This is a genomic window from Nitrosospira sp. CT (assembly GCF_059489795.1).
In genome coordinates, this window is sequence record NZ_JCAHZJ010000038.1 from 42,798 (window position 1) to 65,574 (window position 22,777).

The 22,777-nt window shown below is 54.2% G+C and carries 18 protein-coding genes and 1 tRNA gene; 11 read left to right on the forward strand and 8 right to left on the reverse strand.

Features of this window, described 5'->3' with window-relative positions:
* Nucleotides 1-22: 22 nt before the first annotated feature.
* From ampD to ispB, 4 genes are all read right to left on the reverse strand, one after another.
* Nucleotides 23-568 carry a 1,6-anhydro-N-acetylmuramyl-L-alanine amidase AmpD gene (gene ampD, locus AC52W5_RS06345; RefSeq protein ID WP_074973205.1) on the reverse strand — a complete coding sequence of 182 codons (546 nt, stop codon included), beginning with the start codon at nucleotides 566-568 and terminating at the stop codon, nucleotides 23-25.
* A 71-nt stretch (nucleotides 569-639) separates the two neighbouring features.
* Nucleotides 640-882 carry a PP0621 family protein gene (locus AC52W5_RS06350; RefSeq protein ID WP_074972799.1) on the reverse strand — a complete coding sequence of 81 codons (243 nt, stop codon included), beginning with the start codon at nucleotides 880-882 and terminating at the stop codon, nucleotides 640-642.
* 349 nt (nucleotides 883-1,231) lie between these two features.
* Nucleotides 1,232-1,308: transfer RNA gene (locus AC52W5_RS06355), tRNA-Pro, on the reverse strand.
* Nucleotides 1,309-1,466: 158 nt separating this feature from the next.
* Complete coding sequence (gene ispB / locus AC52W5_RS06360; protein ID WP_074972801.1) at nucleotides 1,467-2,435, reverse strand: octaprenyl diphosphate synthase; 969 nt, start codon at nucleotides 2,433-2,435, stop codon at nucleotides 1,467-1,469.
* Between the two features lie 192 nt (nucleotides 2,436-2,627).
* Between ispB and rplU the strand changes: the two genes are divergently transcribed.
* The 7 genes from rplU (at nucleotide 2,628) to AC52W5_RS06395 (ending at nucleotide 6,502) form a co-directional block, all read left to right on the forward strand.
* A complete protein-coding gene (rplU, locus tag AC52W5_RS06365) occupies nucleotides 2,628-2,939 on the forward strand; it encodes a 50S ribosomal protein L21 (RefSeq protein WP_074972803.1) in 312 nt (103 codons plus the stop codon).
* 12 nt (nucleotides 2,940-2,951) lie between these two features.
* The gene (gene rpmA / locus AC52W5_RS06370) at nucleotides 2,952-3,209 is read left to right on the forward strand and encodes a 50S ribosomal protein L27 (RefSeq protein ID WP_074972805.1); all 258 of its coding nucleotides are present in this window, start codon (nucleotides 2,952-2,954) and stop codon (nucleotides 3,207-3,209) included.
* Nucleotides 3,210-3,285: 76 nt separating this feature from the next.
* On the forward strand, nucleotides 3,286-4,350 hold the full coding sequence (cgtA, locus tag AC52W5_RS06375) for an Obg family GTPase CgtA (RefSeq protein ID WP_495670388.1): 1,065 nt from the start codon (nucleotides 3,286-3,288) through the stop codon (nucleotides 4,348-4,350).
* A 186-nt stretch (nucleotides 4,351-4,536) separates the two neighbouring features.
* Entirely contained in the window at nucleotides 4,537-4,752 is a 216-nt protein-coding gene (locus tag AC52W5_RS06380) for a hypothetical protein (protein ID WP_133670000.1), read from the forward strand.
* Between the two features lie 12 nt (nucleotides 4,753-4,764).
* Nucleotides 4,765-5,280 carry a hypothetical protein gene (locus AC52W5_RS06385; protein ID WP_495670389.1) on the forward strand — a complete coding sequence of 172 codons (516 nt, stop codon included), beginning with the start codon at nucleotides 4,765-4,767 and terminating at the stop codon, nucleotides 5,278-5,280.
* A gap of 8 nt (nucleotides 5,281-5,288) precedes the next feature.
* The gene (locus tag AC52W5_RS06390) at nucleotides 5,289-6,107 is read left to right on the forward strand and encodes an HTTM domain-containing protein (RefSeq protein WP_495670390.1); all 819 of its coding nucleotides are present in this window, start codon (nucleotides 5,289-5,291) and stop codon (nucleotides 6,105-6,107) included.
* The gene (locus AC52W5_RS06395) at nucleotides 6,104-6,502 is read left to right on the forward strand and encodes a DCC1-like thiol-disulfide oxidoreductase family protein (RefSeq protein WP_495670391.1); all 399 of its coding nucleotides are present in this window, start codon (nucleotides 6,104-6,106) and stop codon (nucleotides 6,500-6,502) included. Before AC52W5_RS06390 ends, AC52W5_RS06395 begins: the two co-directional genes overlap by 4 nt.
* Nucleotides 6,503-6,570: 68 nt before the next feature.
* On the opposite strand, the gene AC52W5_RS06400 is transcribed toward AC52W5_RS06395, so the two are convergent.
* Together AC52W5_RS06400 and AC52W5_RS06405 are read right to left on the reverse strand one after the other, a co-directional pair.
* A complete protein-coding gene (locus AC52W5_RS06400; RefSeq protein WP_495670392.1) occupies nucleotides 6,571-7,842 on the reverse strand; it encodes a PepSY-associated TM helix domain-containing protein in 1,272 nt (423 codons plus the stop codon).
* Nucleotides 7,843-7,846: 4 nt separating this feature from the next.
* Complete coding sequence (locus AC52W5_RS06405; RefSeq protein ID WP_495670393.1) at nucleotides 7,847-9,514, reverse strand: cyclic peptide export ABC transporter; 1,668 nt, start codon at nucleotides 9,512-9,514, stop codon at nucleotides 7,847-7,849.
* A gap of 461 nt (nucleotides 9,515-9,975) precedes the next feature.
* On the opposite strand from AC52W5_RS06405, the gene AC52W5_RS06410 reads away from it, so the two are divergent.
* The 4 genes from AC52W5_RS06410 (at nucleotide 9,976) to AC52W5_RS06425 (ending at nucleotide 15,854) form a co-directional block, all read left to right on the forward strand.
* Entirely contained in the window at nucleotides 9,976-11,070 is a 1,095-nt protein-coding gene (locus AC52W5_RS06410; RefSeq protein ID WP_495670394.1) for a GNAT family N-acetyltransferase, read from the forward strand.
* 10 nt (nucleotides 11,071-11,080) lie between these two features.
* A complete protein-coding gene (locus AC52W5_RS06415) occupies nucleotides 11,081-12,388 on the forward strand; it encodes a lysine N(6)-hydroxylase/L-ornithine N(5)-oxygenase family protein (protein WP_074972819.1) in 1,308 nt (435 codons plus the stop codon).
* A 95-nt stretch (nucleotides 12,389-12,483) separates the two neighbouring features.
* Complete coding sequence (locus tag AC52W5_RS06420) at nucleotides 12,484-14,847, forward strand: TonB-dependent siderophore receptor (RefSeq protein WP_495670395.1); 2,364 nt, start codon at nucleotides 12,484-12,486, stop codon at nucleotides 14,845-14,847.
* A gap of 35 nt (nucleotides 14,848-14,882) precedes the next feature.
* The gene (locus tag AC52W5_RS06425; RefSeq protein ID WP_495670396.1) at nucleotides 14,883-15,854 is read left to right on the forward strand and encodes an alpha/beta hydrolase; all 972 of its coding nucleotides are present in this window, start codon (nucleotides 14,883-14,885) and stop codon (nucleotides 15,852-15,854) included.
* A gap of 15 nt (nucleotides 15,855-15,869) precedes the next feature.
* Here AC52W5_RS06425 and AC52W5_RS06430 read toward each other — a convergent pair whose 3' ends face one another.
* Together AC52W5_RS06430 and AC52W5_RS06435 are read right to left on the reverse strand one after the other, a co-directional pair.
* Nucleotides 15,870-17,054: a papain-like cysteine protease family protein gene (locus AC52W5_RS06430; protein WP_495670397.1), complete on the reverse strand. Its 1,185-nt coding sequence runs from the start codon at nucleotides 17,052-17,054 to the stop codon at nucleotides 15,870-15,872.
* A 102-nt stretch (nucleotides 17,055-17,156) separates the two neighbouring features.
* Nucleotides 17,157-22,777 (reverse strand): non-ribosomal peptide synthetase (locus AC52W5_RS06435; protein ID WP_495670398.1); only part of this gene is annotated, 5,621 nt, incomplete at its 5' end.

Consider the following 22,777-nt stretch of genomic DNA (forward strand, 5'->3'; position numbering starts at 1 on the left):
TGCGCAAGCCTCGAAATAAGGCTTAACGCGGGGCAGTGAGCGCTGCGCGATAACGCTCCCAGTCGAAACAGGGGCCTGGGTCGGTCTTGCGACCTGGCGCAATATCGGAATGCCCCGCGATGTGCTCGATGGAATACGCTTTTTGCAGCTCCAGCGTGAGTTCGACCAGCGCTCCGTATTGAGAATCGGTAAAAGGGTGCGAATCGCTGCCCTCGAGTTCGATACCGATAGAAAAATCGTTGCACCGGTCCCTGCCCTGCCAGCAAGACTCCCCCGCGTGCCAGGCGCGTTTTTCGCACGGGACGAATTGAATGATTTCCCCTGTCCGGCGGATATAAAAGTGGCTGGAAACCCTGAGTCCGTGAATGGCGCGGTAGTAGGGATGGGCTTCCGGATCAAGTCTGTTGGTGAATAAATCGACTACGCCGTCCCCACCAAACTCATCGGGGGGAAGGCTTATGTTGTGAATCACCAGCAGACTGATTGCACACCCGGCAGGACGTTCGTCAAAATTGGGCGAAGCGATGAAGCGGATGCCGCTCGCACATCCCGTTGCGTCGATCTGCATGAGGCAGTCATCCTGTCGGCCGCTGCTGGCTGCCTCATTTTGCCGGCTGTAACCCGTTTGCACCGTCGGGTTCACGATTCAGATTGCAGGTGCAGTCGCCGATGCTCATCACTGCAAAAAAAATTGCCTTCCGAATCAATACTCTCGCTTCTGGGCAAATGGACACCGCAGTAAATACATCGGACCATATCCTCACCCTCGAGAGATTGAGGCTGTTTATGCATCTCCTCACGTTTTTTGAGAGCGCGGCGGTAGCTCCTTATTACCCAGAAAAAAAGAAGGGCAATAAGGGCGAAGAACAGGATTCTACCCAAGCTGGAATCTCCGTTGCGGTATCGAAACCGGCGGCAAGCAGTTAAATGACATGTACGGCATTCTACCGCTTATGCATTGGGGCGCAAGCTTGAGAGGAGATAAAAATCCGCCAAGGCCGCCCTCTCCCCTGGCCCCTCTCCCACTCGTGGGAGAGCAACCGTGTCAAGGGGAATAAATGGTTCGGTTAACCTGTTTCTTCTCTCCTTGGTTCTCTCTGCACTTGCAGACGTGGGGAGAGGACCAAATCTGACCCGCTTGCATAAGTCAGGAATGAATGACGCAGATATTCCGCATATGACAGCGTTTCCAGATAAAAGCAGTCGAAAACGCCAATGTGAACAAACCGAATGGTCGGGGTGAGAGGATTCGAACCTCCGACTCCTGCGTCCCGAACGCAGTACTCTACCAGGCTGAGCTACACCCCGAAAAACCGATTTTGATACTTGCGATGCCTGGAACAATTCATGTCAGGCACGTGGGCTGCAATTGTACGCAGGAAGGGGTTTCGGAGCAATCCAAATTAGCGCGGTGACTGCGCCACCGCGCCCCTGCCAAGCAGGCGAATTAGGTCCAGGTAAAACTATTAATAATTTCTCGCCACCGCAAAGGTGCTCAGATCCAGCAGGGATTGCTTGTAGTCTGAATCCGGCAGTGAGGAAATCATATTGGATGCCGTTTCGGATTCGGCTTGCGCCCGTTGTCTGGCATAATCCAATGCTCCGGTCTGCTGGATAACTTCCAGCACGGGCTGAAAACCTCCCTCGCCTCCCTGCTCGATGGCGCTGCGTATGATCTCTGCCTGGGCGCTCGATCCTGTTTTCATGGCATAGATCAACGGCAGGGTGGGCTTGCCTTCTGCCAGGTCGTCACCCAGATTCTTGCCGGTCTCTTGATAGTCCCCGGAATAATCCAGCATGTCATCGGTGAGTTGGAACGCGGTGCCGAGATGCATGCCATACACGGCCATCGCCTCTTCCTCCGCCGGCGTGGCATTACCGAGGATCGCGCCGAGCCGCGTTGCGGCTTCGAACAGCTTTGCTGTCTTATAGCGGATCACGCGCAGGTAATTTTCCTCATCTACGTCCGGATCGCGAACATTGAGCAGTTGCAACACTTCGCCTTCGGCAATCGTGTTGGTCGCATCGGCCAACACCCGCATGACACGCATATTGTCCACTTCGACCATCATCTGAAACGCCCGGGAATACAGAAAATCCCCGACCAATACACTGGCGGCATTTCCGAACAGAGCATTTGCAGTCGCCTTGCTTCGCCTCAGATCGGAAGCATCCACGACGTCGTCATGCAGGAGGGTTGCCGTATGGATGAATTCCACGATGGCGGCAAGATTGTAATGGTATTGTCCGGTATAACCGAACGCGCCTGCGGACAGGATTACCAAGGCGGGCCGTAGACGCTTCCCGCCGCTGTTGATGATATATTCGCTTACCTGCCGGATGAGCACGACCTCCGAATGGAGTTTTTCACGAATTACGGTATCCACCCTGCCCATATCCTGGGCAATCAGGCTTCTGATACGTTCAATTGACACGGAGGTTCCTGCAAAAAAGCTGCCATGGTAGAAATGTCGCTGCCAACGTGTCAAGCCCGAAAACGGGCAAAACTCGGATTGCCTCATAAAACTCATCCACAACAGACCTTTACCTTGAGTGGGTGACTCTGTATAATCCGCGTCTACTTCTTTTCATGGCTCCCTGGCGGGCGCAATAAACAGGATTCCATCATGTACGCAGTCATAAAAACCGGCGGGAAGCAGTACCGGGTTGAAAACGGGTTAAAGCTCAAAATAGAACAGGTACCAGCAGAAATCGGAAGCGAACTTCTGATCGACCAGGTATTGATGGTTGCTGATGGCGACAATATTTCGCTGGGAAAACCCTTGCTGAGCGGCGCTTCTGTCAAAGCAACCGTACTGGAACAGGGCAGGCATGACAAAATCCGCATTTTCAAGATGCGCCGGCGCAAACACTATCGGAAACAGCAGGGGCACCGGCAGAACTACACCGAAATTCAGATTACCGATATTTCGGTATAAGGAGAGTCTGGCATGGCACATAAAAAAGCAGGTGGCAGTTCCCGTAACGGGCGGGACTCCAATTCCAAGCGCCTTGGTGTGAAGCGCTTTGGCGGCGAACTGATTCCGGCTGGCAGCATCATCATCCGCCAGCGGGGTACAAGGGTTCATCCGGGTGAGAACGTCGGAATGGGCAAGGATCATACACTGTTCGCCAAGGTGGACGGCAAGGTAAACTTCACGGTCAAAGGGTTGCCGCAGCGCAAGACAGTGAGCATTATCCCGGTTTGATTTATTTTATTTACCTTTCAGGAAAAGCCCTATCAGTCCGATAGGGCTTTTTTGTTTGCATCCGAGTAAATGATCCATGAAATACATTGACGAAGCAATTATCCATGTAATCGCTGGAAAAGGCGGCGACGGCGTCGCAGCCTTCCGCCGGGAAAAATACATTCCGAAAGGCGGTCCGTCCGGCGGTGATGGCGGACGCGGGGGCAGCATTTTTGCGGTGGCTGACCGCAACATCAATACCTTGGTGGATTACCGGTTTGCTCGCATCCACCGCGCAAAAAACGGGGAAAATGGGCAAGGCTCTGATCGCTACGGAAAAAGCGCCGAGGATATTGTATTGCGCATGCCCGTTGGCACCGTTGTCACCAACGAGGTCACCGGAGAGTTGGTGGCCGATCTGGCCCAGCATGATCAAAAAATCCTGCTGGCGAAAGGCGGCACGGGGGGATTAGGCAATCTGCACTTCAAATCCAGCACAAACCGCACCCCCCGGCAATTCACGCTGGGTGAACCAGGAGAGGAAGCCAACCTCAAGCTGGAGCTCAAGGTTCTTGCGGACGTGGGACTGCTCGGCATGCCAAACGCGGGCAAGTCGACCCTGATTCGGGCAGTTTCAGCAGCACGCCCAAAAGTAGCTGATTACCCTTTCACCACCATGCACCCTGCTCTGGGCGTGGTGCGTGTGGATCAGAGCCGCAGTTTCGTAATGGCTGATATTCCAGGACTGATCGAAGGCGCAGCGGAAGGCGCGGGACTTGGACACCGCTTCCTGAAGCATCTTGCGCGTACCCGCCTGTTGTTGCATATCGTCGATATTGCGCCGCTCGATGAAGCGGTTGATCCAGTGCATGAGGCCAGGGCTATTCTCGAAGAACTGAGGAAGTATGACCAAGTGCTCTATTGCAAGCCGCGCTGGCTGGTGCTCAACAAGGTCGATCTGCTGCCGGAAAATGAGCGCGAAAAAATATGCAGGAAATTCATCCGTAGCCTTGGCTGGAAAGACAAAAACTTTGCCATCTCAGCCATGACGGGGGATGGCTGCAAGGAACTGACCTACGCGATCATGGAATTTCTGGAGCAGGAACCGATGGACGAAAATCAGGATCTGGCAAAATCTGCGGAACCGGATACATTCGATTGATTTCCCTGCGGGTCCATTAACAGGCGTCCTCCGTTGCGACCCCCTTTCATTCCTTTATCAGCAGCAAAGCTCACAGTAGCGCACGTGGCGCATAAGTTGTACTACACTTAATCAGATTTCCAGATAAAACTCTGCTTGCGCTGATCCAACTTTAAATTTGGAAATATTTTTTTTGACTGGGGAGGAATGATGACAGAACTTGCCGAGGCGGAACTTGCGGGACTGGATGCCGTTATAGAAGCAAGAAGAATGACATCCGATACATCCGACAAATATGAGCAGATCGTGATACCCATTGGTAATGCCGGCACCGCTGTAGCGGGTGACAATGCGGGTTTATCAGGAGGCGAGGGCCTGTCGCTGGACGCACTCGTGAAACTTCGCGAGAACGCGCTGAGCTGATATAAGCTCCCCATGTCATTAGTCTCTATCCTGCTTTATTCGATAGTGACTCTTTGGCTGGTAATCACATTATTGGCGCAACACTCGCGCTTCCAGTCCGTTATCAACCGGTTTAACGGACTTCATATCATTCCACGCTGGACATTCTTTGCACCTAACCCTGGAGTCAGGGATTATCACCTGGTTATAAGGGACCGTTGCCGGGATGGACGGCTGACAGACTGGAAAAGCGTGCCTGTCTATCCGTTGCGCCCGAAATTCGCGTACTTGTGGAATCCGCAGAAGCGCGCATCGAAGATACTGACTGATGCCATCCAGGCAATAAAGCTGTTATTGAAACGCGATGATGTGGGACCCTCCGGACTTCCTTTCACCGTTCCCTATCTCCTTCTTTTGCATTACGCAGCCCATGCTGTGCAGCCTGAGCCGGACGCTGCCGAGTTTCAAATCGCGATTATCGAAGCTACAGGGCATCTCGAGCGGAACCTGGAATGTTCATTCCTTTCCAGTTTTCATAGCCGATGGTAACTGAGGGCATGGCGGACATCGCCTTATGCCTCGTCATCACCAAGACTCTTTTGGCTGCATGGGCCCTGCTTTCCGCAGCGGAATGGTTTGCCAACCTTCACCTATTCCGCTCTGATGGTTTGCTCACATGGAATATTCTGCGCCTGCGGCCACGCCTTGTGATCCCGGCGTCCATCCGCCATCGTGTACATGCGGAATCCGCTGTAATTGCTGTCCTGGTAGGCCGTATTGTCGCGGGACTTCTGCTGCTGATCCCCTATCCCAATCATGCAGATTTGCCGTGCAGCCTGCTCATTCTGCTTTCATGCTTCTACATGTCACGCCGCACCTGGTTCGGCGGCGATGGATCGGATCAGATGGGAATGGTCATTGCTGCAGGTGTTGCCATCATTTCAGCCGGCCTTGTGCTGGATGACATGAACGTGACGGCCTCTGGTGTTCTTGCAATCAGCGGTCAAGCGGTCCTCGCTTATTTTGTTGCCGGCGCCGCCAAGGTTGTTTCGCCCGTCTGGCGAGACGGAAAAGCATTGCCCGGTGTGATGAAAACCCGAACATACGGACACTCCTTTGCCGCGGGTTTTGCCGCAGACCGACCCGGCTTCTGCAAGTTCGTATGCTGGCTGACTATCGGGACGGAAATGCTGTTTCCACTCGTTCTATTGGCGCCACCCGGCGTGGCGATTGCAAGTCTTTGCTGCTTCGCTCTTTTTCATTTTTCCAATGCCTACTTCATGGGATTGAATGCGTTTGTCTGGCCTTTTCTCGCGGCTTATCCGGCTGTCATGCTAGCCAATTCGTCAGTCCGCGGCTGGATGGGCTGGGCATGACAGCGACTGCGAATGATCCAGATCGCCTCTCCGTCATTTATGACGGAGAATGCCCTTTTTGTGCGGCGTTTGTGAAACTTTACGCTCTACGGAAGAATATAGGCGAGATAGAACTCATCGACGCCCGGACAAGGCCTGATCTGCTCCGGGAGTTGCGAGCCCAAGGCATGGAAATCAATGAAGGCATGGCCGTGATATGGCAGAGGCATTATTACCACGGGGCCAATGCAATGCATCTTCTTTCCATACTCGGTGCTGACAGGGGATTTTTTGGTAGGTTGAACAAATTCCTGTTCTGCAACAGAAACGCCGCTGCACTGGTTTATCCCGTACTTGCGACTGGCCGCAGAGTGGCCCTATCGTTACTGGGCAGAAAAATGATTCCACACCGATGATGGTCAAGGGCAGGTTTTTCGGAAAAAATGAGAAAGGTGTAGACATGACGAAAATCAGGGCAATACAGCTATACGTCTCCCACTCCCTTCATCAGCATTTTCTTTCGCGCCCACCGCTTCTTCTGCCAGATGATCACTCCCGTAACTGACAGCATCGCCACCAGCAGGCCCATGACGGATACGAAAATACGTCCGGGAAGACCGACGATACGTCCGGAATGCAGCGGAAACTGCGCCTGCATGAAAATATCGCCCGCACTGCCCTCACCCGGCACATTTGCTCCGGCGGGTGTTCCATCCTTGCCATCGAAGAAAAGCGAGGGATTTCCCAGTCCCACATCCCCATGGTCGTTCCCCGGCTCAAAGAAGATCACACCATAAACCCCCACTTCGGGATCATAAAATATGCCACCGGGAGGCGTATGCCATCCGCGCTTTTCCGCTTCGGTTATTGCACCCTGCAGGATGGTGTGGCGATCCACCATCGGCTCGACAGGCTGGTCGGGAGGATTGGGAGTACGTGTGAAGGGACTGGGCGATAGCATCGAAAAAAGCGACACCAGCGGCCGCATGACCTGCTGGTTGAGATTCATCGACACGGCAGTCACAGCCAGGATCAGCAGGAATCCCCATACCCACACTCCACCGGATCGATGCAGATCGAAGTTCAGCCTTGCTCCTCCTTGCCGCCAGCGGAATGCAAAGGATTTGGTCCATGCACTCGCCTTGGGAAATGAAATCCACAGAGCAATGAAGCAATCGAGTGCCCAGATGATCGCAAGAGTGCCCATGAACAATATGCCCAACTCGATTCCGAACCCGTCCGGAATATGCATGCTGTAATGCAGCTTGTACAGAAACGGCAGCAGATTCTCGCGACTGAGGGAGATCTCGCCCCACATACGCTTGCCGCGCACTTCTCCATCAACTGGGTCGAGGGCTATCTGGTTGAAATCCAGATCGAAGGCTGTGCCTGTTGCCCGGTCGAGGCGCGGCTTCACTGCCAGGCCAAGGTTATGTCCCGGCTCGACGGAGAGTGGAACCCAGGTCACCAGCAACCGGGGGTCCGCTGCTTCCAGTCGATCGGCCAGCAGCAGCGGAGGCTGCGAGATGCCACCAGCATTCCTTGCTTCGTATAATTGGGGATTAAGCCACTCATCCAGCTCATGATCCCAGGAGATGACAGCGCCGGTAAGGCCGGATACGAAAAGAAATGCGGCCAATAAAAGACCCGCCCAGCGATGCGCCAGTACAAGAAAATTGCGCCCGATCGAAAGTCTCTCCGCGCGCCGGGTATCTTGTGCTCCGGTTACGCCCGGCACCGTGATCATTCGTTTCATTGCTTCATGTCATACCGTCAAGTACCAGCGGCGGGGCCGCGATCGCGTGCGCGGCATCTTTCAGTGATGGACGACCATTGAACGTCAGGCATCCGCTCTCCATGCGTATCAACCGGTCGGCAAGATGAAAGTAACGGTCATCGTGCGATATCACCAATACAGCCTTGCCCATGGCGCGCAATTCCGGAAGGAGCTCGCGGTAAAAGACCTCCTTGAAGACCGGGTCCTGATCCGCTGCCCATTCGTCGAATATAAAAAACGGGCGATTTTCCAGATAGGCAACCACCAAAGCGAGACGCTTGCGCTGTCCTTGCGAAAGGGCAAGCGTCGTGAAAGCCCCGTTCTGGACTTTAACCTTGTTTTGCAGGTGCAGTTTGGCTAAAAGCCGATTGCCTTCGTCATCCAGATCAACTCTGCCCGTTTCCAGCAAGCGGTCGAAAAGATGGAAATCCGAAAAAACCGTCGAAAAAAGCTGCCTGTAGCGATCCCGGTTTGTCTCATCGACCACTTTTCCATTGAAAACTATCTGCCCTTCCTCCGGCGGATAGAGTCCAACCAGCAACTTGGCCAAAGTAGTCTTGCCGCTCCCGTTGCCCCCCACTAGAAAAGTAATCTCTCCGGGACGGAAATCCAGGTCGATGGGGCCGAGCGTGAACAATTCATCGCTCTGTTCATGATAATACCGGTGCAACACGCCCTGGAGTGCGATGAATTCCAAGCCTGAGAGAGAAGAATTATCGGTCTCGATTTCCAATGTGGTCATCGCCCGCGTTATTTCCTCGATCCGCTCCGCAGAAACCTTGGCCAGATTGGCGCGGGGAATATTCAACAGAAGCGCTTCGAGCGGTCCCACCATGTAAACGAACACCAGGGCGTAGCCCGTCATGACCAGAGCCCGGTCAGGACCATCACTCACCAATGCGAATAATACCATCCCGATAAACCCATAGAGCAGGAACTGGGCCCATCCACCGGATGCGACGAAGACGGACATTCCAAAAGTCCTTTCGCGGCGCACGGTTTCGATCGAGTCTGACAGCACATCCTCATAAAATGCCTTCCGCTTCCGGTTATTGAGACGAAGCTCCTTGGCCCCGTCGGTCAGGGACCGAAAATAGGAAAACAATTTGTCCTGCTCTTCGGAGGCAATATTCAAATGGCGTATTGCGCGCAGGTGCGCAAGATGATATCCCACGGACCCTAGGCCAACCACAAGGATAGCGAGCAGGAATACCTGCCATGAAAGCCACGCCATATAAAGCAGACATCCGGCGACGATGACGGCATTCATCAGGATGACGGGAAAGCTCACAAAGAATTCGGCAACGTGCGTGCAATGCTCGGCAAGGGCCGATTGGATGCGGGCAGTCCCCACCGTTTCAAGATTACGGTAATCGGCGGCTAGCACCTTTCTGGCGACAAAGCTGCGCAGTTCCGCGTGCGCCCGTTGTCCCAGGCGCTCGAAAAGAATCGCTGCGCTTACATAACTCAGCATCACGGCAACGGCAGTGGCAATAAAAATGAGCGCCATGGTTCCCCGTTCGCTCTCGGTCGCGGTGAGCGCAGAATTGATCTGTGCGACGAGAAACACGCTGCAAGCACCATGGAATACTGTGACCAATGAAGCGCCTGCCAATAATACCCTGGATTGGTTGATGAGATACTTGAGCATGGCTGCCCCGTAAGGAAATGGATATGAGGGAAGACGAATGAGAATTACAATTATTTACGCTTGAACGATTCATATCACCTCTCGGTTCACGTCATCTCCTGTTAATCCCCAAAGCAGGTTCCGGGCATTTCACTCCTTGGAGCAATTTCGCTCCTTAGGGCAATTTCCTCTTGCATGACCTGGAAAGACAATTGCAGCGGGAGTGTTTGCCGTTATCCGCATAGGCAATTATCCGCATAGACCCTTCTAATCCCCCATTTTCTCCAGAACAGAATTTTCCCTCGTACTTCTCCCAAGGTTATAGCTCTCACAATGAGCAATCAATCCGGCTGCAATTGTAAAAAATAATGTTTCTCATTCGTCTTTAACCAGAATAACAACGCGAAATACAGCGAACACGAATAACAGCGACAGCGATAGCCCGATAGCGCCGTTCTTACAATACTTATCCGGAAAACGAGATGGGACATTTACACGAGCAGGGCCAGCATCTCTCCCCTCGTGCGACGTCGATTAATTGTCGTCCCGATCGGACTGCATATTCGGCCACGCTCGACGGCAACACCTTGCTTTTACAACCCGCGAATGGTGTCGAAAATTCGCGGTGGCAGCTGGACCAGCAGAGTGATGGACTGACTCTGGAATGGATAGGGTCCGATGCTGAAAAACCAAAGCTCGTGGAAGTATTGGCGGCAATTGAAGCTGCGTTCGTCAGTTTTCCTGTAGCAGATAAACTGGATCTCCTGGCTCCTTTCGACCAGGCTGAAGAACTGCTTCGATCAGGTCTTCTCCTTCGCGACAGGAGCGGTCAGGCCACTGTGAATATCGAGCTTTTCTGGCAACAGCCGAGAATGTGGCTGGTGCCGCCTCAGCCCCATGCCTTCCCCGTGACTTATGTGCTGAGCGAGGGACGCCGTCATCCGCTGCGGCCTCCCAAACCGGCCGGCACCGTATACCAGCGCCATATCGACTGGCTCGGCCGTACGCTGTCATTCCGTACGGTGGACTTTCACCGGGACTTGGAACGCTTCAACCGCTGGATGAACGACCCCGTAGTAGCGGCATCCTGGCGGGAAGAAGGCGATCTGGCAAAACACCAGGCTTATCTACAAGCCATTTCTGCGGACCCTCATGTTACAGGGCTCATCGCGAGTCTCGATGACGAGGCTTTCGGTTATTTTGAAGTTTATTGGGCAAAAGAAGACCGTATTGCCCCCTTCTATGATGTGGATGACTTCGATCGAGGCTGGCACGTGCTGATCGGTGAAATCCGTTTTCGCGGCAAGCCCTTCGTCACAGCCTGGCTGCCATCGATCTCCCATTACCTGTTTCTCGACGATTGCAGGACGCAGCGCGTCGTCATAGAACCTCGCACGGATAATTACAAAATGATTCGCAATCTCGTGAGGTGCGGTTATGCGAATCTCAAGGAATTCGATTTCCCCCACAAACGCGCCATGCTCGGCATGTTGTTGCGGGAACGCTTCTTTGCAGAACGGCTGTGGGTTCCACGCGATGTCATCGCAACATCCTGTTCCACATCTTCTTTATCCTGAGGATATCGCTATGCAAATACATGATCTGATCGGTATCGGCTTTGGCCCCTCCAACATTGCGCTTGCTATTACCTTGGAGGAAAAGAAACAGGAAGGATACGACATAGACGCGTTTTTTATCGAGAAACAGCCGGGTTTCGCCTGGCATCCAAACATGATGCTGGACAATGCGCATATGCAGATTTCCTTCCTGAAGGATCTGGCCACGCTGCGGAATCCCTCCAGTCACTTTACATTCATCAACTATCTCCATCAAAAACAGCGGCTGCAGGACTTTATCAACCTCAAGACCTTTTTCCCCAGTCGCCACGAATTCAACGATTACCTCGCCTGGGCCGCATCCCATTTCGACGATCGGTGTGCTTACGGGGAAGAAGTTCTGGAAGTACTGCCGGAGAAGCGTAATGATGAAGTGATGCTGCTGCGCGTGCGTTCGCGAGATTCCACTGGAACTGTGCGGGAACGGCTGACCCGCAATCTCATTGTCAGCGTCGGGGGTGTTCCCAGCATACCCGAATGCTTCCAATCGCTGAAAGGCGACAAGCGCATATTTCATTCGAACAGTTATCTCCGCGAGATCGAGCGGCATAAGGAAGCAAAAAAAATAGCGGTCGTAGGTGCAGGTCAAAGCGCGTCGGAAATTTTCATGGATCTGCACAACCGCTCTGATGCTCCGCAGATTGACCTGATCATGCGCGCCCGCGCAATCAAACCGTCGGACGACAGTCCCTTTGTAAACGAAATCTTCAATGCCGATTTCACCGACTTCGTTTTCAGCCGCTCGGAGCACGACCGGGTTTCTCTTCTGGAGGAGTTCTGGCATACCAATTACGCTGCACCTGATCTGGTTTTGATCGAACAGATCTTTAATGTGTTCTACCAGCAGAGAGTGACCGGCAATACCCGCCACCGCTTCCTGCGGCGTCATGAAGTCGCAAGCGTCAATACCTTGCCGGAAGGCGGCATTCAATTGTTTCTGCGCGATTTGAATGCGGGGCGGGAATACAGCGCGGTCTACGATGCGGTCGTGCTTGCAACCGGCTACGGACGGGATTATCACAAATCCTTGCTGAAACCCCTTTCACCCTACATGGATGACTTCAGCGTAGACCGCAACTACCGGCTGAAAAGTACGCCGAATTTTCGGCCTGCCATCTTCCTTCAGGGGGCCTGCGAATCAACTCACGGTCTAAGCGATACGCTGCTTTCAGTTACAGCAGTCCGCACGAACGAAATAGGACAGGCGCTCGTGGGTATGGTCAATGATCCGGTTGCGAAGCAGGCAGAAAACCCGGTGCGTGCAGTGGCCGTCCGTTGAATCTTGAAAACGAAAATCTACTTCAATCTCATGAATACGAGTTGATAACACCTCCCCCACTTTACAATTTTTTAACTACCAGCAACCACAAAAAAATGAAAGCCTATACAAAAACTATTAAAGGGCATCGTCGTCCACTTACTCCACTTACACGACCCACCAGACTTGTAATCGCAATACAGTACGCACTCCTCAGCCTGTCCGTGGCTGGCTACGGGCATGCACAGGAAACTTCCCTGGAGTCAGCCAAAAAATTTCAAACGAGTGTTCCTGCGGCAGAAAGTAATGCCGAATCCTCTGCTACAGAATCTTCCAGATCGGGGGAGAAAGCTTCAAAAGGGAACGCCCCATCGACTCAGGAGAATGCGCAGCAGGGGGAAAATCCTGAATCGGCCAAACGCTCCGAAACAGTCTTGCCGACGCTAGTCATCAAGGACAAAGGACCGACACCCGGATATGTCACCAGTCGCACCCTGACAGGGACAAAGACGGACACGCCGCTGATCGAGATACCCCAATCCATTTCGGTTATCAATCGCAATGAACTGGACATGCGCGGGGTAAATCTCAATTTCACCGAAGCGCTGCGGTATGTACCCGGCGTGGTACCAGACCAGTTCGGTTTCAACGGAACGGGTTTCGAGTATGTGAGCATGCGCGGTTTTAATGTCCAGACCACTGCCAATTTCCGGGATAACTTGAGCCAGACTGCGACAGGGCTTTACTTCGCCGCCTTTATCACTGATCCATATTCACTTGAGCGCGTGGATGTGCTGCGGGGGCCTACTGCGGTCATGTTCGGTCGCGGGGACGCCGGGGGCATCGTGAACAGAATAACCAAACTTCCCACTGCTACTCCTATCCGTGAAGTCGAGATCCAGTACGGTAATTTCGACCGCAAGCGGATCGCTGGGGACTTTGGCTTGGCCAATGAGGATGGAACACTGATGTTCCGCCTGGTGACCAGCGCGCTCGATACGGACACCCAGGTGCGCTTTCCGAATACAGGTGGAGACCGGGCCCAGATCAGACGCTTCTACATAGCACCATCGCTGACATGGCGTCCAACTGACCGAACATCAATCACGCTTTTTGGCGATATCCTCAATAACCGTAGCGAGGCAGCCGCATTCTACCTCGGCGCACCCGATGGCACCCCGACCAATACACTCCTAGGAGATCCCAGTTATACCCGATACTCGACGGATCAGGCTTCGGTCAGCTACAGACTGGAACATCATTTCAATGATACCTGGACAGCACGACAGAATTTCCGCTTCCAGCGATTGGATGGCCGCTTCAGGGACATGGATCCGTTAGGATTTGCTGAAAATGATCTCAGCGGCACCATGCCCCGTTCCGCGTTTGCCACCGCAGAGCGTCTTGATCAGACAGCCCTGGATACGCACGTGCAAGCCCGGATCAGCACTGGACCGTTGAGCCATACGGTACTGACCGGAATAGATTGGACTCGCACCGAGGCCACCCTTAAGTATTTTGCAGCTACCGCTCCGACGCCTTCCATTAATGTATTTAACCCTATATATCCTCAACCGATACCCACACCAGATTTCCTGGCCGTGGATGGAATACAAAAGATAGATCAAGTTGGTTTCTACGTGCAGGATCAAATCAAGTTCCAAAACTGGATTCTAACCCTGAGCGGCCGTCACGACAGGGTATCAAACAACACAAACGAGTTCTTGAGCCAGACCACTTTCGCGAACAAGGACGCTGCATACACCGGAAGGGCTGGCCTGACCTACCTTTTCTCCAATGGAATCGCACCCTATGCAAGCTATTCGCAATCGTTCCTGCCCCAGCCGGGATTGGACCGGAGTAGTGATGGCAGGCCATTCGATGCAACCCGGGCTTCCCAATATGAAGTAGGCGTCAAGTATCAACCACCGGGTACCAGAAGCCTTTTCACAGCAGCACTGTTCGAGCTCACCAAAACCAATGTTCTGGTACCTGATCTGCGCGCGGGTGGAGTCCTCACACAAACCGGTGAGATCCGCTCCAGAGGTGCGGAAGTAGAGGCCCGAACGCAATTATTTCGCGGAATGAATTTTATCGGTGCCTTCACCTATAACGACGTAAAGGTTACTGAGAGCTTCGATGGTTTTGCAGGCAAAATGCCCATCCGCGTTCCTAATCTGACTACCTCCGGATGGTTGGATTACGATCTTGGTACACTGAATGTCAGTTGGTTGAGGGGTTTTGGCATCGGTGGTGGCGTGCGCTATGTGGGCAGGGTCTTCAACGATGATGCAAACACAAGCATCACTCCGTCGTTTACGCTGTTTGACGCGGTGGTTCGATATGATCATGGCCCCTGGCGCTTCTACATCAATGCCAACAACATATTCAACGAAAAATACTACTCTGCAAGTTCTGGCGGAAACTTTTTCCGCGGTACCGAACGAATGGTGATAGGGACGCTAAAACTTCGGTTCTAGCCGATTACTGAAATCACTCCTGAGAGACGCGAACGATGCCGCTTGATCCCGATCTTGCAGCATTTCTCGAACTTGTGGAAGCGGGCATCAGCAATGGTGTCCCTCCCTTGCACGAGCTGACGCCTGCGAAAGCGCGCGAACAATACGATATATCCACCCTGGCTCTGGATAGTCCAGGTATGGAGGTCGCGAGCATCAAGGAAATCCGCATCCCTTGCCGGGATGGAAATGAGATAACGGCGAGACTCTATGCGCCTCTGCTGGACGAGCCATTACACGGCCCGGCGGCACCCGCGCTGCTGTATTTTCATGGGGGGGGATATTGTGTCGGCAGCCTGGATTCCCACGACTCGCTATGCCGGACACTGGCTGCGCTGACCCCCTGCCGTGTGCTGAACGCTAGCTACCGGTTGGCGCCTGAGTATCCGTTCCCCACGGCGGTGCATGACGCCCAGGATGCCTACCAATGGCTTCTTTCCAACGGACCCGCTCACGGTATCGATCCTCAACGGATAGCCGTGGGAGGCGATAGCGCAGGGGGCACGCTGGCCACCGGATTGACTATCGCCGCCAGGGAAATGGGTTGGCTCCAACCGGTATTCCAGGCGCTGCTCTACCCGTGCACAAGCGCGTGGCAGGATACCGATTCGCATCGCCGCCTCGCAAAGGGATACCTGCTCGAAGCCCCGACGCTGCAATGGATGTTCAACAATTACCTGACCTGCGAAAGAGACCGGACAGACTGGCGTTTTGCGCCGCTTGAGGCAGAGGATTTAAGCGGCCTCGCTCCGGCATTCATCGCCCTGGCGGAACACGATCCGCTCGTGGATGAAGGAATTGAATACGCCGGCAGGCTCAAAGATGCCGGCGTTCCCACTCAATTCAAAATTTACGAGGGCATGACGCACGACTTTGCGCGCCTGACGAATATCGTAAGCGAGGCAAGCAAGGTGCGTGAAGAAGTGGCACAGCAATTACAGAGGGCTTTTGCTGCGCCTCGAACCTAACCAGCATGGCATCCCTCACGCTCCCATCGTGTCATCCATGTTTGCCAATGGCCGTGCTGCCTCTCGTAACGCCTCCAGGGCATCACGCATGGGCACCGGCTCGTTTTGCACCAGGCGGCCTACCGCGTGCAATGGAACAAGCAAGTCCCTGCCTTCGTCTCCATAACTGATCCACAGCGCTTCGAAGTTCAGCGCGGGTACGCGAAATACGCGAAGTTCAGCCTCCTGCTCCGCTTCTCCCACCGCCTCCAGGACTTTAGTCAAGCCTTGCGAGAATAAATCCAGTTGCCGCTGTGCCGCGGACATTTGCAGCACGCGGGACTCGCCTTCCTCGGTAACATCGTAAAAAGCCTGTGGAGTGTCTCCTACAACTTCATAAACCCGCAAGGCGACCGGTTCCGGAGCCATCTGCCGCGAACCGAGCAATGAATCCAGCCCCAGGGAATATACACGCTGGGCCATGCCCAAAGATGTCCGCTTTTCATCCTCTGTTTCTCGAGATGCACGCGATTCTGCGGATTCGGTTGCCGGAATTTTTCCCTGTTTTATCTGAAGCAGTGAACGAGCTTCCCATATGCGATGAAGTATAGGCTCTAGCGGGATGAGATATTTTATTGGCATTTTGAGAAAGCTCTTGGTGAAATACGTATGTGTCCAGGTGCCGCTTCCTTGATAATTGCTGGCAAAATCGGATACGGCAAGATGGCTCTTTCCATATATCGGATCATCGATATCAAAGTACTCCTGAGCAAGGACACGGCTGTAACCGTAAATCACTATGAAGTGGCCACCCCCGCCGTTCCATCCGATCCTCGCCCCGACGGGTCTGCCAGCGTCTATTTCACTCTTCACCGCCTGAAAACCGGCTTGCCCGCCCATTATCCTGACAAAATTGTGGGTACGAGTGAGGGCTTTGTCGAGATACCAGGGCACATTACATGCCGAGGGAACGGGAGTGTTGCAACAGTCGCTATGATCAAGCTCTCCATTGGCGACCCGGCATTGCCTCCACGTACTCCACCACCAATAGAAATGGGATACACTCGTTGCAGTTGCCGCCCAGCACCAGTTGGATTGGGTCTGCATCTGCATGTTGAATGCGAGCTGCTTCGATGAGAAAAGCTTGCCCCAAATGTTGAGTTCGTGCGATAGGGAGCTGTAAGGAAGGCTGGTAACGCGAACATATTCAGATACGTTCATTGTTCTTTCCTTTTGGATTATCGATCTAACTTCGAGCACTTTTCATATCAAACCCAATATTTCGTTATAGCCGATAAAGCCTGAAAGACAAGGGTGCAAAGGTTATAGAACCTTCGAGGGAATTGCTGTCCCGGCACCACCAGATCGAAGCGTATTTTCCATCCCGGCAAACAATGCTTCCGACCGTATGATCGAAAAGTGATCGGTATCGATTTCGTTTCCGGACAATTCAGGCTGGCCTGTTTGCCTTAAAAGAGCCAGCCGGTCGGACAAGATGCGGGTCGCAATCCACCAGCAGGCGGGTTGGATGTTCAAACAGCCTAATTCCGGAGTTTGTGCAGCAAGCGCTTTCAAGTGCCGCGCAATGCCGAAGATACGAGCAAGTTCGCTTGCTCCCAGATCCGCATACCCGCCACGCTTCTCTTTCGTAGGCGAAGCTGCACCTTCCGAGGCCGGCATGATAGAAATCAATTTCTCCAGCAAACCTACCAAAGTCTCTTCCGATGGCTGCTCCGAAGACTGCTGCCAACTTTTCTGATTTCCATCAGGGAAAACTCCATCCCCGCTGTCAATTTTCGCCCCGGGCAGCACCACGGAAATAAAATCGGAAAAATCCTGTCGCCAGTCGTCGAGCTGGGATTTGCCGATGCCGGGAATGAAAGGATCGATGAGGCCCAGAAACGCGACCTCCTGTCCCTCTGCCTCAAGCAAGGCAGCCATCATGGCTGCAAGAGTGCCTCCAAGGGACCAGCCTGACAGGTGGTAGGGTCCTTCCGGCTGTGCATGGCGAATGATCTGGACATAATCCGCCGCCATCTGGGCGAGAGAAGTATCGCAATGTCCGGGATCAGAGAGCATGCGGCAGGGTATTCCATAGACCGTTCGCTTACCCTGTAGGTGCCGCGCAAGCGGCTGGTAGTCGAACACCGTTCCCAATCCCGCATGGATGCAGAATAATGGCTCGACTTTCGCTTTTTCGTCGCTCTGGTTTAACAGCAGCAGTGACTGTGTTTTGCCGGGGGTTTCAACGTCCAGGCCGAGCAAACCGGCAATGGTCGGGCGTTGCATCAGATCCCGCAGCTTGAAATCGAATTTCAACCCGGGCAGGTTGCGCATTCGGGCCATGACTTTCAGGCTGGAGAGCGAATCTCCGCCGAGGGCGAAGAAGTTGTCTGTCTCTCCCACCCGTTCCACGCCCAGCACCTCCTGCCAGATCTGAGCCAGAAGCCTAGCTTCCGGAGTAGAGGGTACTCGATAAGTGTCGGCAGCAACAGCATCCGGCTCCGGTAATGCGCTGCGGTCAAGCTTGCCACTGGGCAGTCGGGGCAGCTCCTCCAGGATGACGATATGCGTGGGCACCATATATTCGGGCAGCCGCCTGGCAAGTTGCTGCTTCAGCGTGCTTCCCAACCCCGCACTTCCCTTCCGGACTGACGCAGTCGCCCCCCTCATCTCATTCTGCACGACATAAGCTGCGAGTTGCGGTCCTCCTACCCCTTCCCGAACAACGACTGCAACATCGGTCAGTCCGGTAAGCTCACGTACGCATGCCTCTATCTCGCCCAGCTCGATCCGGAACCCGCGAATCTTCACTTGATGGTCAGCACGGCAGATATATTCGATATTGCCGTCCTCCAGCCAACGCACCAAATCACCCGTGCGATAGAGCCGGCCGCCATTCCCGTCAAATGGATCGGCTACAAAGCGTTCCGCTGTCAGTCCCGCTCGTCCCAGGTACCCGCGAGCAAGGCCATAGCCCCCAATGTACAATTCCCCAATCATGCCTACGGGTACCGGTTGCATATCGACGTCGAGCACATACGCGGTACGTTCTCCCACAGGTCTGCCGATAGGTGCGTAGGCGCAATCGAAACTGTTGCTTGCTTCCGTCTTCCAGATCAATGGGGTAACAACTGTCTCGGTGGGTCCGTAACCATTGATCAGAATGCGCGGCCGCAAGGTCTTTCGCACCAGATCGTAGGAAGCCTTGGGCATGGCTTCGCCTCCGAAGACATAAAGCTCTACCGGGGGCGGATCGCTGCGGGGCGCAGCCCATTCGGCAACCTGGCCCAGGTAAGCGGGCGGAAATGCCGCATTGGTAATGCCATAGCTGTGCAAAGCCTCGTATGTCTGCTCCGCGGTCCACAATTCCTGGTCGCGCACTGCCAGGCCGGCACCGACTGTCAGTGCGGTCAGCCAGCGCTCATGTGCGCCATCGAATGAGAATGACATGAAGAGCAGCTCGCATGAGTGCGGTGTCATACCGTAAATCCCGGCGGTCGCTCGGCAGTGCATGCTCAGTGGACCGTGCGCTACCGCGACTCCCTTGGGGAGCCCGGTTGAGCCCGATGTGTAGATAATGTACGCCAGATTATGCTCATGGAGGGGAATATCGGGCTCAGAGCCCGATTCTGCCGTGAGATCCAGGGAATCCAGCAACAGCGCCTGCACTCCAAAGCCGCTGCCGAGCTTGGCGAGCAACTTTCCTTCGGTCAAGAGGAGTGACATGCCGCTGTCCTTCACCATGAAGGACAGGCGCTCTACCGGATATTCGGGGTCGAGTGGCACGTAGGCTCCGCCGGCCTTGAGCACGCCCAGCAGCGTGACAATGACTTCGAGCGAGCGTTCCATCGCCACTCCTACTCTCACTTCCGGTCTCACACCCATACGGGCGAGATGGTGCGCCAGCCGGTTTGCCCGCTCATTCAACTCCGCATAGGATAGCTCCTGCTCGCCCATGAGCAGTGCAATCGCTTCAGGGTGGTGTTCCGCGTTCTGCTCGATCAGGTTGTGCACAAACTGATGCGAAAGCCGCGATGGCGAGGTTTCCAGATGTGCATTGGATCCGAGGGAAAGGAGGTGGCCAATCTCTCTTTTTTCCATCCATCCCAGCTCTCCCACACGCCACTCCGGATGAGTCATCATCTCCCTCATCAGGAATTCCATATGCGCGCGCAAGTCAAGCACGAAGTCGTCGGGAAGCTCGGCGCGTCCGTAGCAATATTCGATTTCCAACCTGTCGCCCACCACGACCTGTAAGTCCATCGCGTATCCTGTCAGCCCCTTGCCTTTGATTTCCCCAAAGCGCAGTCCATAAAGCTCATTGCTACGCATTGCCTCATCAATGGGATAATTCTCGAACACGACAATGCTATCGAAGAGGGACCGACCGGAGGAACCGGCCCATCGTTGAATATCTGCAAGGGATGCGTGCTCATGCTCACGCAATCTTGCATTCATTTTCTGCAGCAGGCCGAGATACTCCGCTACTGTCAATTCACTTTTCCGCTCAACCGGAACGGGAATGGTATTGATGAACATTCCCACTATTTCCTCGGCTTTTGGCAGGCTGGGAGGACGCCCCGCTACGGTAGCGCCGAATACCACGGTATCTTTGCCGGTATACCGTTGCAAAAGCAATGCCCATGCTGCCTGTACGAAAGTATTGAGGGTCACTTGCTGCCGCTGCGCAAAGGCTTTCAGCCGGCGGGTTTCCTCGATACTCAGAAGGGTATATATCTGCGCAAACCCTGATCGCTTGTCTGGCTCGCTTGCTCCGTTTGTTGTTTTTCCTGTCGACTCCGCCAACAGAGTCGGACCTTCAACCCCTGCAAGTTGGGCTTCCCAGAAAGCCTTGGTCGCCTGCTCGTCCTGTTGCAGAAGCCATCGTACATAGTGACCATAATCCGGTCCTGGCGCAGCAAGTGCCTGCCCATCGTAACAGCGCAACCAATCGCTGATGAGAATGGAGTCCCCCCACGCGTCGAGCAATATATGGTGTCGCGTCCATACCAGCTGATAGCGGTCGTCGGCAAGGCGTATGAGGGCAAGCCGCGCCAGTGGAGGCATGAGAAAATCGAATTCCCGTCTCAATTCGTCCTCTGCGTAGGCAGCAACACGTAATTCCACCGCATCCAGTCCGCGCCAATCCAAGTGGACGACAGGGGCGGCAGGGACATATGTTTTTTTGAAGATGATTTGCAGCGGACGCGCCAAGCCAGCTTGCCATAGAAAACCGGTACGCAGTATTGGATGGCGGCTAACCATAGCCATCCACGCATTTGCCAATCGTTGCGGGTCCAGTCCCTCAACTTCCACGCTGAGCTGATTTACATAAAGACCCGCGCCTTCCACTGCCGTGTCCATGGTATGAAACAGCATGCCTTCCTGTGTCGGTGACAAAGGATAAGCATCTTCAATTTCATCCTCTGTAAATGGGAGCCCTGCAATCGCTGCAGAGCCCAGGTAATCGCGCAGATAACCACGCTCAGGTTTGGCCGGTTCTATAACCGGTTCCTCAATGGTTTCCACTGTTTTTGCCAACGAAGCGATGGTTTGCTGTTCGAATAACTGCCGGGGTGTGATCTTCAAGCCGGCACGCCAGGCTTGGGTGACGATTTGAAGACTGAGAATGGAATCGCCCCCCAACTCAAAAAAGTTGTCATGCCGGCCCACCTGGGCTACGCCAAGCACCTGGGCCCAGATGCTCGCCAGCACTTCTTCCACTTCACTTTGTGGTGCCTCATAACGCTCCGGGTTGGCAAATTCCGGCTCAGGCAAGGCCTTGCGATCCACTTTCCCATTGGGATTAAGCGGTAAACTCTCCAAAACAATGATTGCCGAAGGAATCATATAGTCCGGCAGCGCTTTGGCGAGTGCCTGACGCAGTAAGGCAGCATCCACATCTTCCCCGGCATGCAATGAAACATAGGCCACAAGCTTCGCGCCCCCTCCCCCTGGTAGCGGTGTATCAGCGGCTGCCAGGGCAGTATCGGCCCCTTCCCGCGCAACCACCACCGCTTCCCTGATTTCAGGCTGAACCAGCAGTTGGGCTTCGATCTCCCCCAGTTCGATGCGGAACCCTCGAATCTTGACCTGATGATCCAATCGCCCCAGGTATTCGATCTGCCCATCGCCGCGCCATCTTGCCAGGTCACCAGTTCGATAAAGCCGTCCTCCTTCTTCATCGAAAGGATCGGCTATGAAACGCTCTGCTGTCAGTCCTCCACGGTTGGGATAGCCACGCGCCAACCCTATCCCTCCGAGATACAGTTCTCCAGCCACGCCTGGCAGAACAGGATTGAGATTCGTATCGAGGATGTATGCCCGGGTGGCCGCTATGGGCTTACCTAATACTGGTGCACCACTTTGGTCGATTCTTCCCACTGCGGACCAGATAGTGGTTTCAGTGGGTCCATACATGTTCCATAACTCGACGCCGTGCGCGCGCAACTGATCGGCAAGGTCAGGCTGAAGCGCTTCGCCGCCACACAACGCTCTCAAGGGCTTGAACGGTTTGTTGTCTCCACCCTGTATTTCTCCTTCTACTTTTCCTTGCAAATAATCCCATCCGGCTGCAACCAGCATGCGCCATCCGGCAGGTGTGGACTGCAGGACGCTGGGACGGTGGGTTTGAAGGAGTTGCGCAAGGGCCAGACCATCGCGGTTGATCCCCTGCGGAACAAGCACGAGGCGTGCGCCAACACTCAAAGGCAGATAGAGCTCCAGGGCAGCAATGTCAAAGGACAGTGCGGTCACCGCCGCAAGCGTATCCTGGGCGTCCATACCTGGAAGCTCGCCCATGCTGGTAAGAAAGTGGCTTAGCGCATGATGCGCTACCCCTACTCCCTTTGGCTTTCCTGTGGAGCCTGAGGTATAGATGATGTAGGCAAGGTTGTGTCGATGCAGGACGGCTTGCGGGTTGCTGTCGGATTCCTCCTCAA

Excerpts from the sequence above, each read along its gene's own strand:
- ampD (WP_074973205.1), bottom strand. The coding sequence starts at position 568 with ATGCAGATCGACGCAACGGGATGTGCGAGCGGCATCCGCTTCATCGCT.
- rplU (WP_074972803.1), top strand. The coding sequence starts at position 2,628 with ATGTACGCAGTCATAAAAACCGGCGGGAAGCAGTACCGGGTTGAAAAC.
- rpmA (WP_074972805.1), top strand. The coding sequence starts at position 2,952 with ATGGCACATAAAAAAGCAGGTGGCAGTTCCCGTAACGGGCGGGACTCC.
- cgtA (WP_495670388.1), top strand. The coding sequence starts at position 3,286 with ATGAAATACATTGACGAAGCAATTATCCATGTAATCGCTGGAAAAGGC.
- AC52W5_RS06380 (WP_133670000.1), top strand. The coding sequence starts at position 4,537 with ATGATGACAGAACTTGCCGAGGCGGAACTTGCGGGACTGGATGCCGTT.
- AC52W5_RS06385 (WP_495670389.1), top strand. The coding sequence starts at position 4,765 with ATGTCATTAGTCTCTATCCTGCTTTATTCGATAGTGACTCTTTGGCTG.
- AC52W5_RS06390 (WP_495670390.1), top strand. The coding sequence starts at position 5,289 with ATGGCGGACATCGCCTTATGCCTCGTCATCACCAAGACTCTTTTGGCT.
- AC52W5_RS06395 (WP_495670391.1), top strand. The coding sequence starts at position 6,104 with ATGACAGCGACTGCGAATGATCCAGATCGCCTCTCCGTCATTTATGAC.
- AC52W5_RS06400 (WP_495670392.1), bottom strand. The coding sequence starts at position 7,842 with ATGAAACGAATGATCACGGTGCCGGGCGTAACCGGAGCACAAGATACC.
- AC52W5_RS06405 (WP_495670393.1), bottom strand. The coding sequence starts at position 9,514 with ATGCTCAAGTATCTCATCAACCAATCCAGGGTATTATTGGCAGGCGCT.
- AC52W5_RS06410 (WP_495670394.1), top strand. The coding sequence starts at position 9,976 with ATGGGACATTTACACGAGCAGGGCCAGCATCTCTCCCCTCGTGCGACG.
- AC52W5_RS06415 (WP_074972819.1), top strand. The coding sequence starts at position 11,081 with ATGCAAATACATGATCTGATCGGTATCGGCTTTGGCCCCTCCAACATT.
- AC52W5_RS06420 (WP_495670395.1), top strand. The coding sequence starts at position 12,484 with ATGAAAGCCTATACAAAAACTATTAAAGGGCATCGTCGTCCACTTACT.
- AC52W5_RS06425 (WP_495670396.1), top strand. The coding sequence starts at position 14,883 with ATGCCGCTTGATCCCGATCTTGCAGCATTTCTCGAACTTGTGGAAGCG.
- AC52W5_RS06430 (WP_495670397.1), bottom strand. The coding sequence starts at position 17,054 with ATGAACGTATCTGAATATGTTCGCGTTACCAGCCTTCCTTACAGCTCC.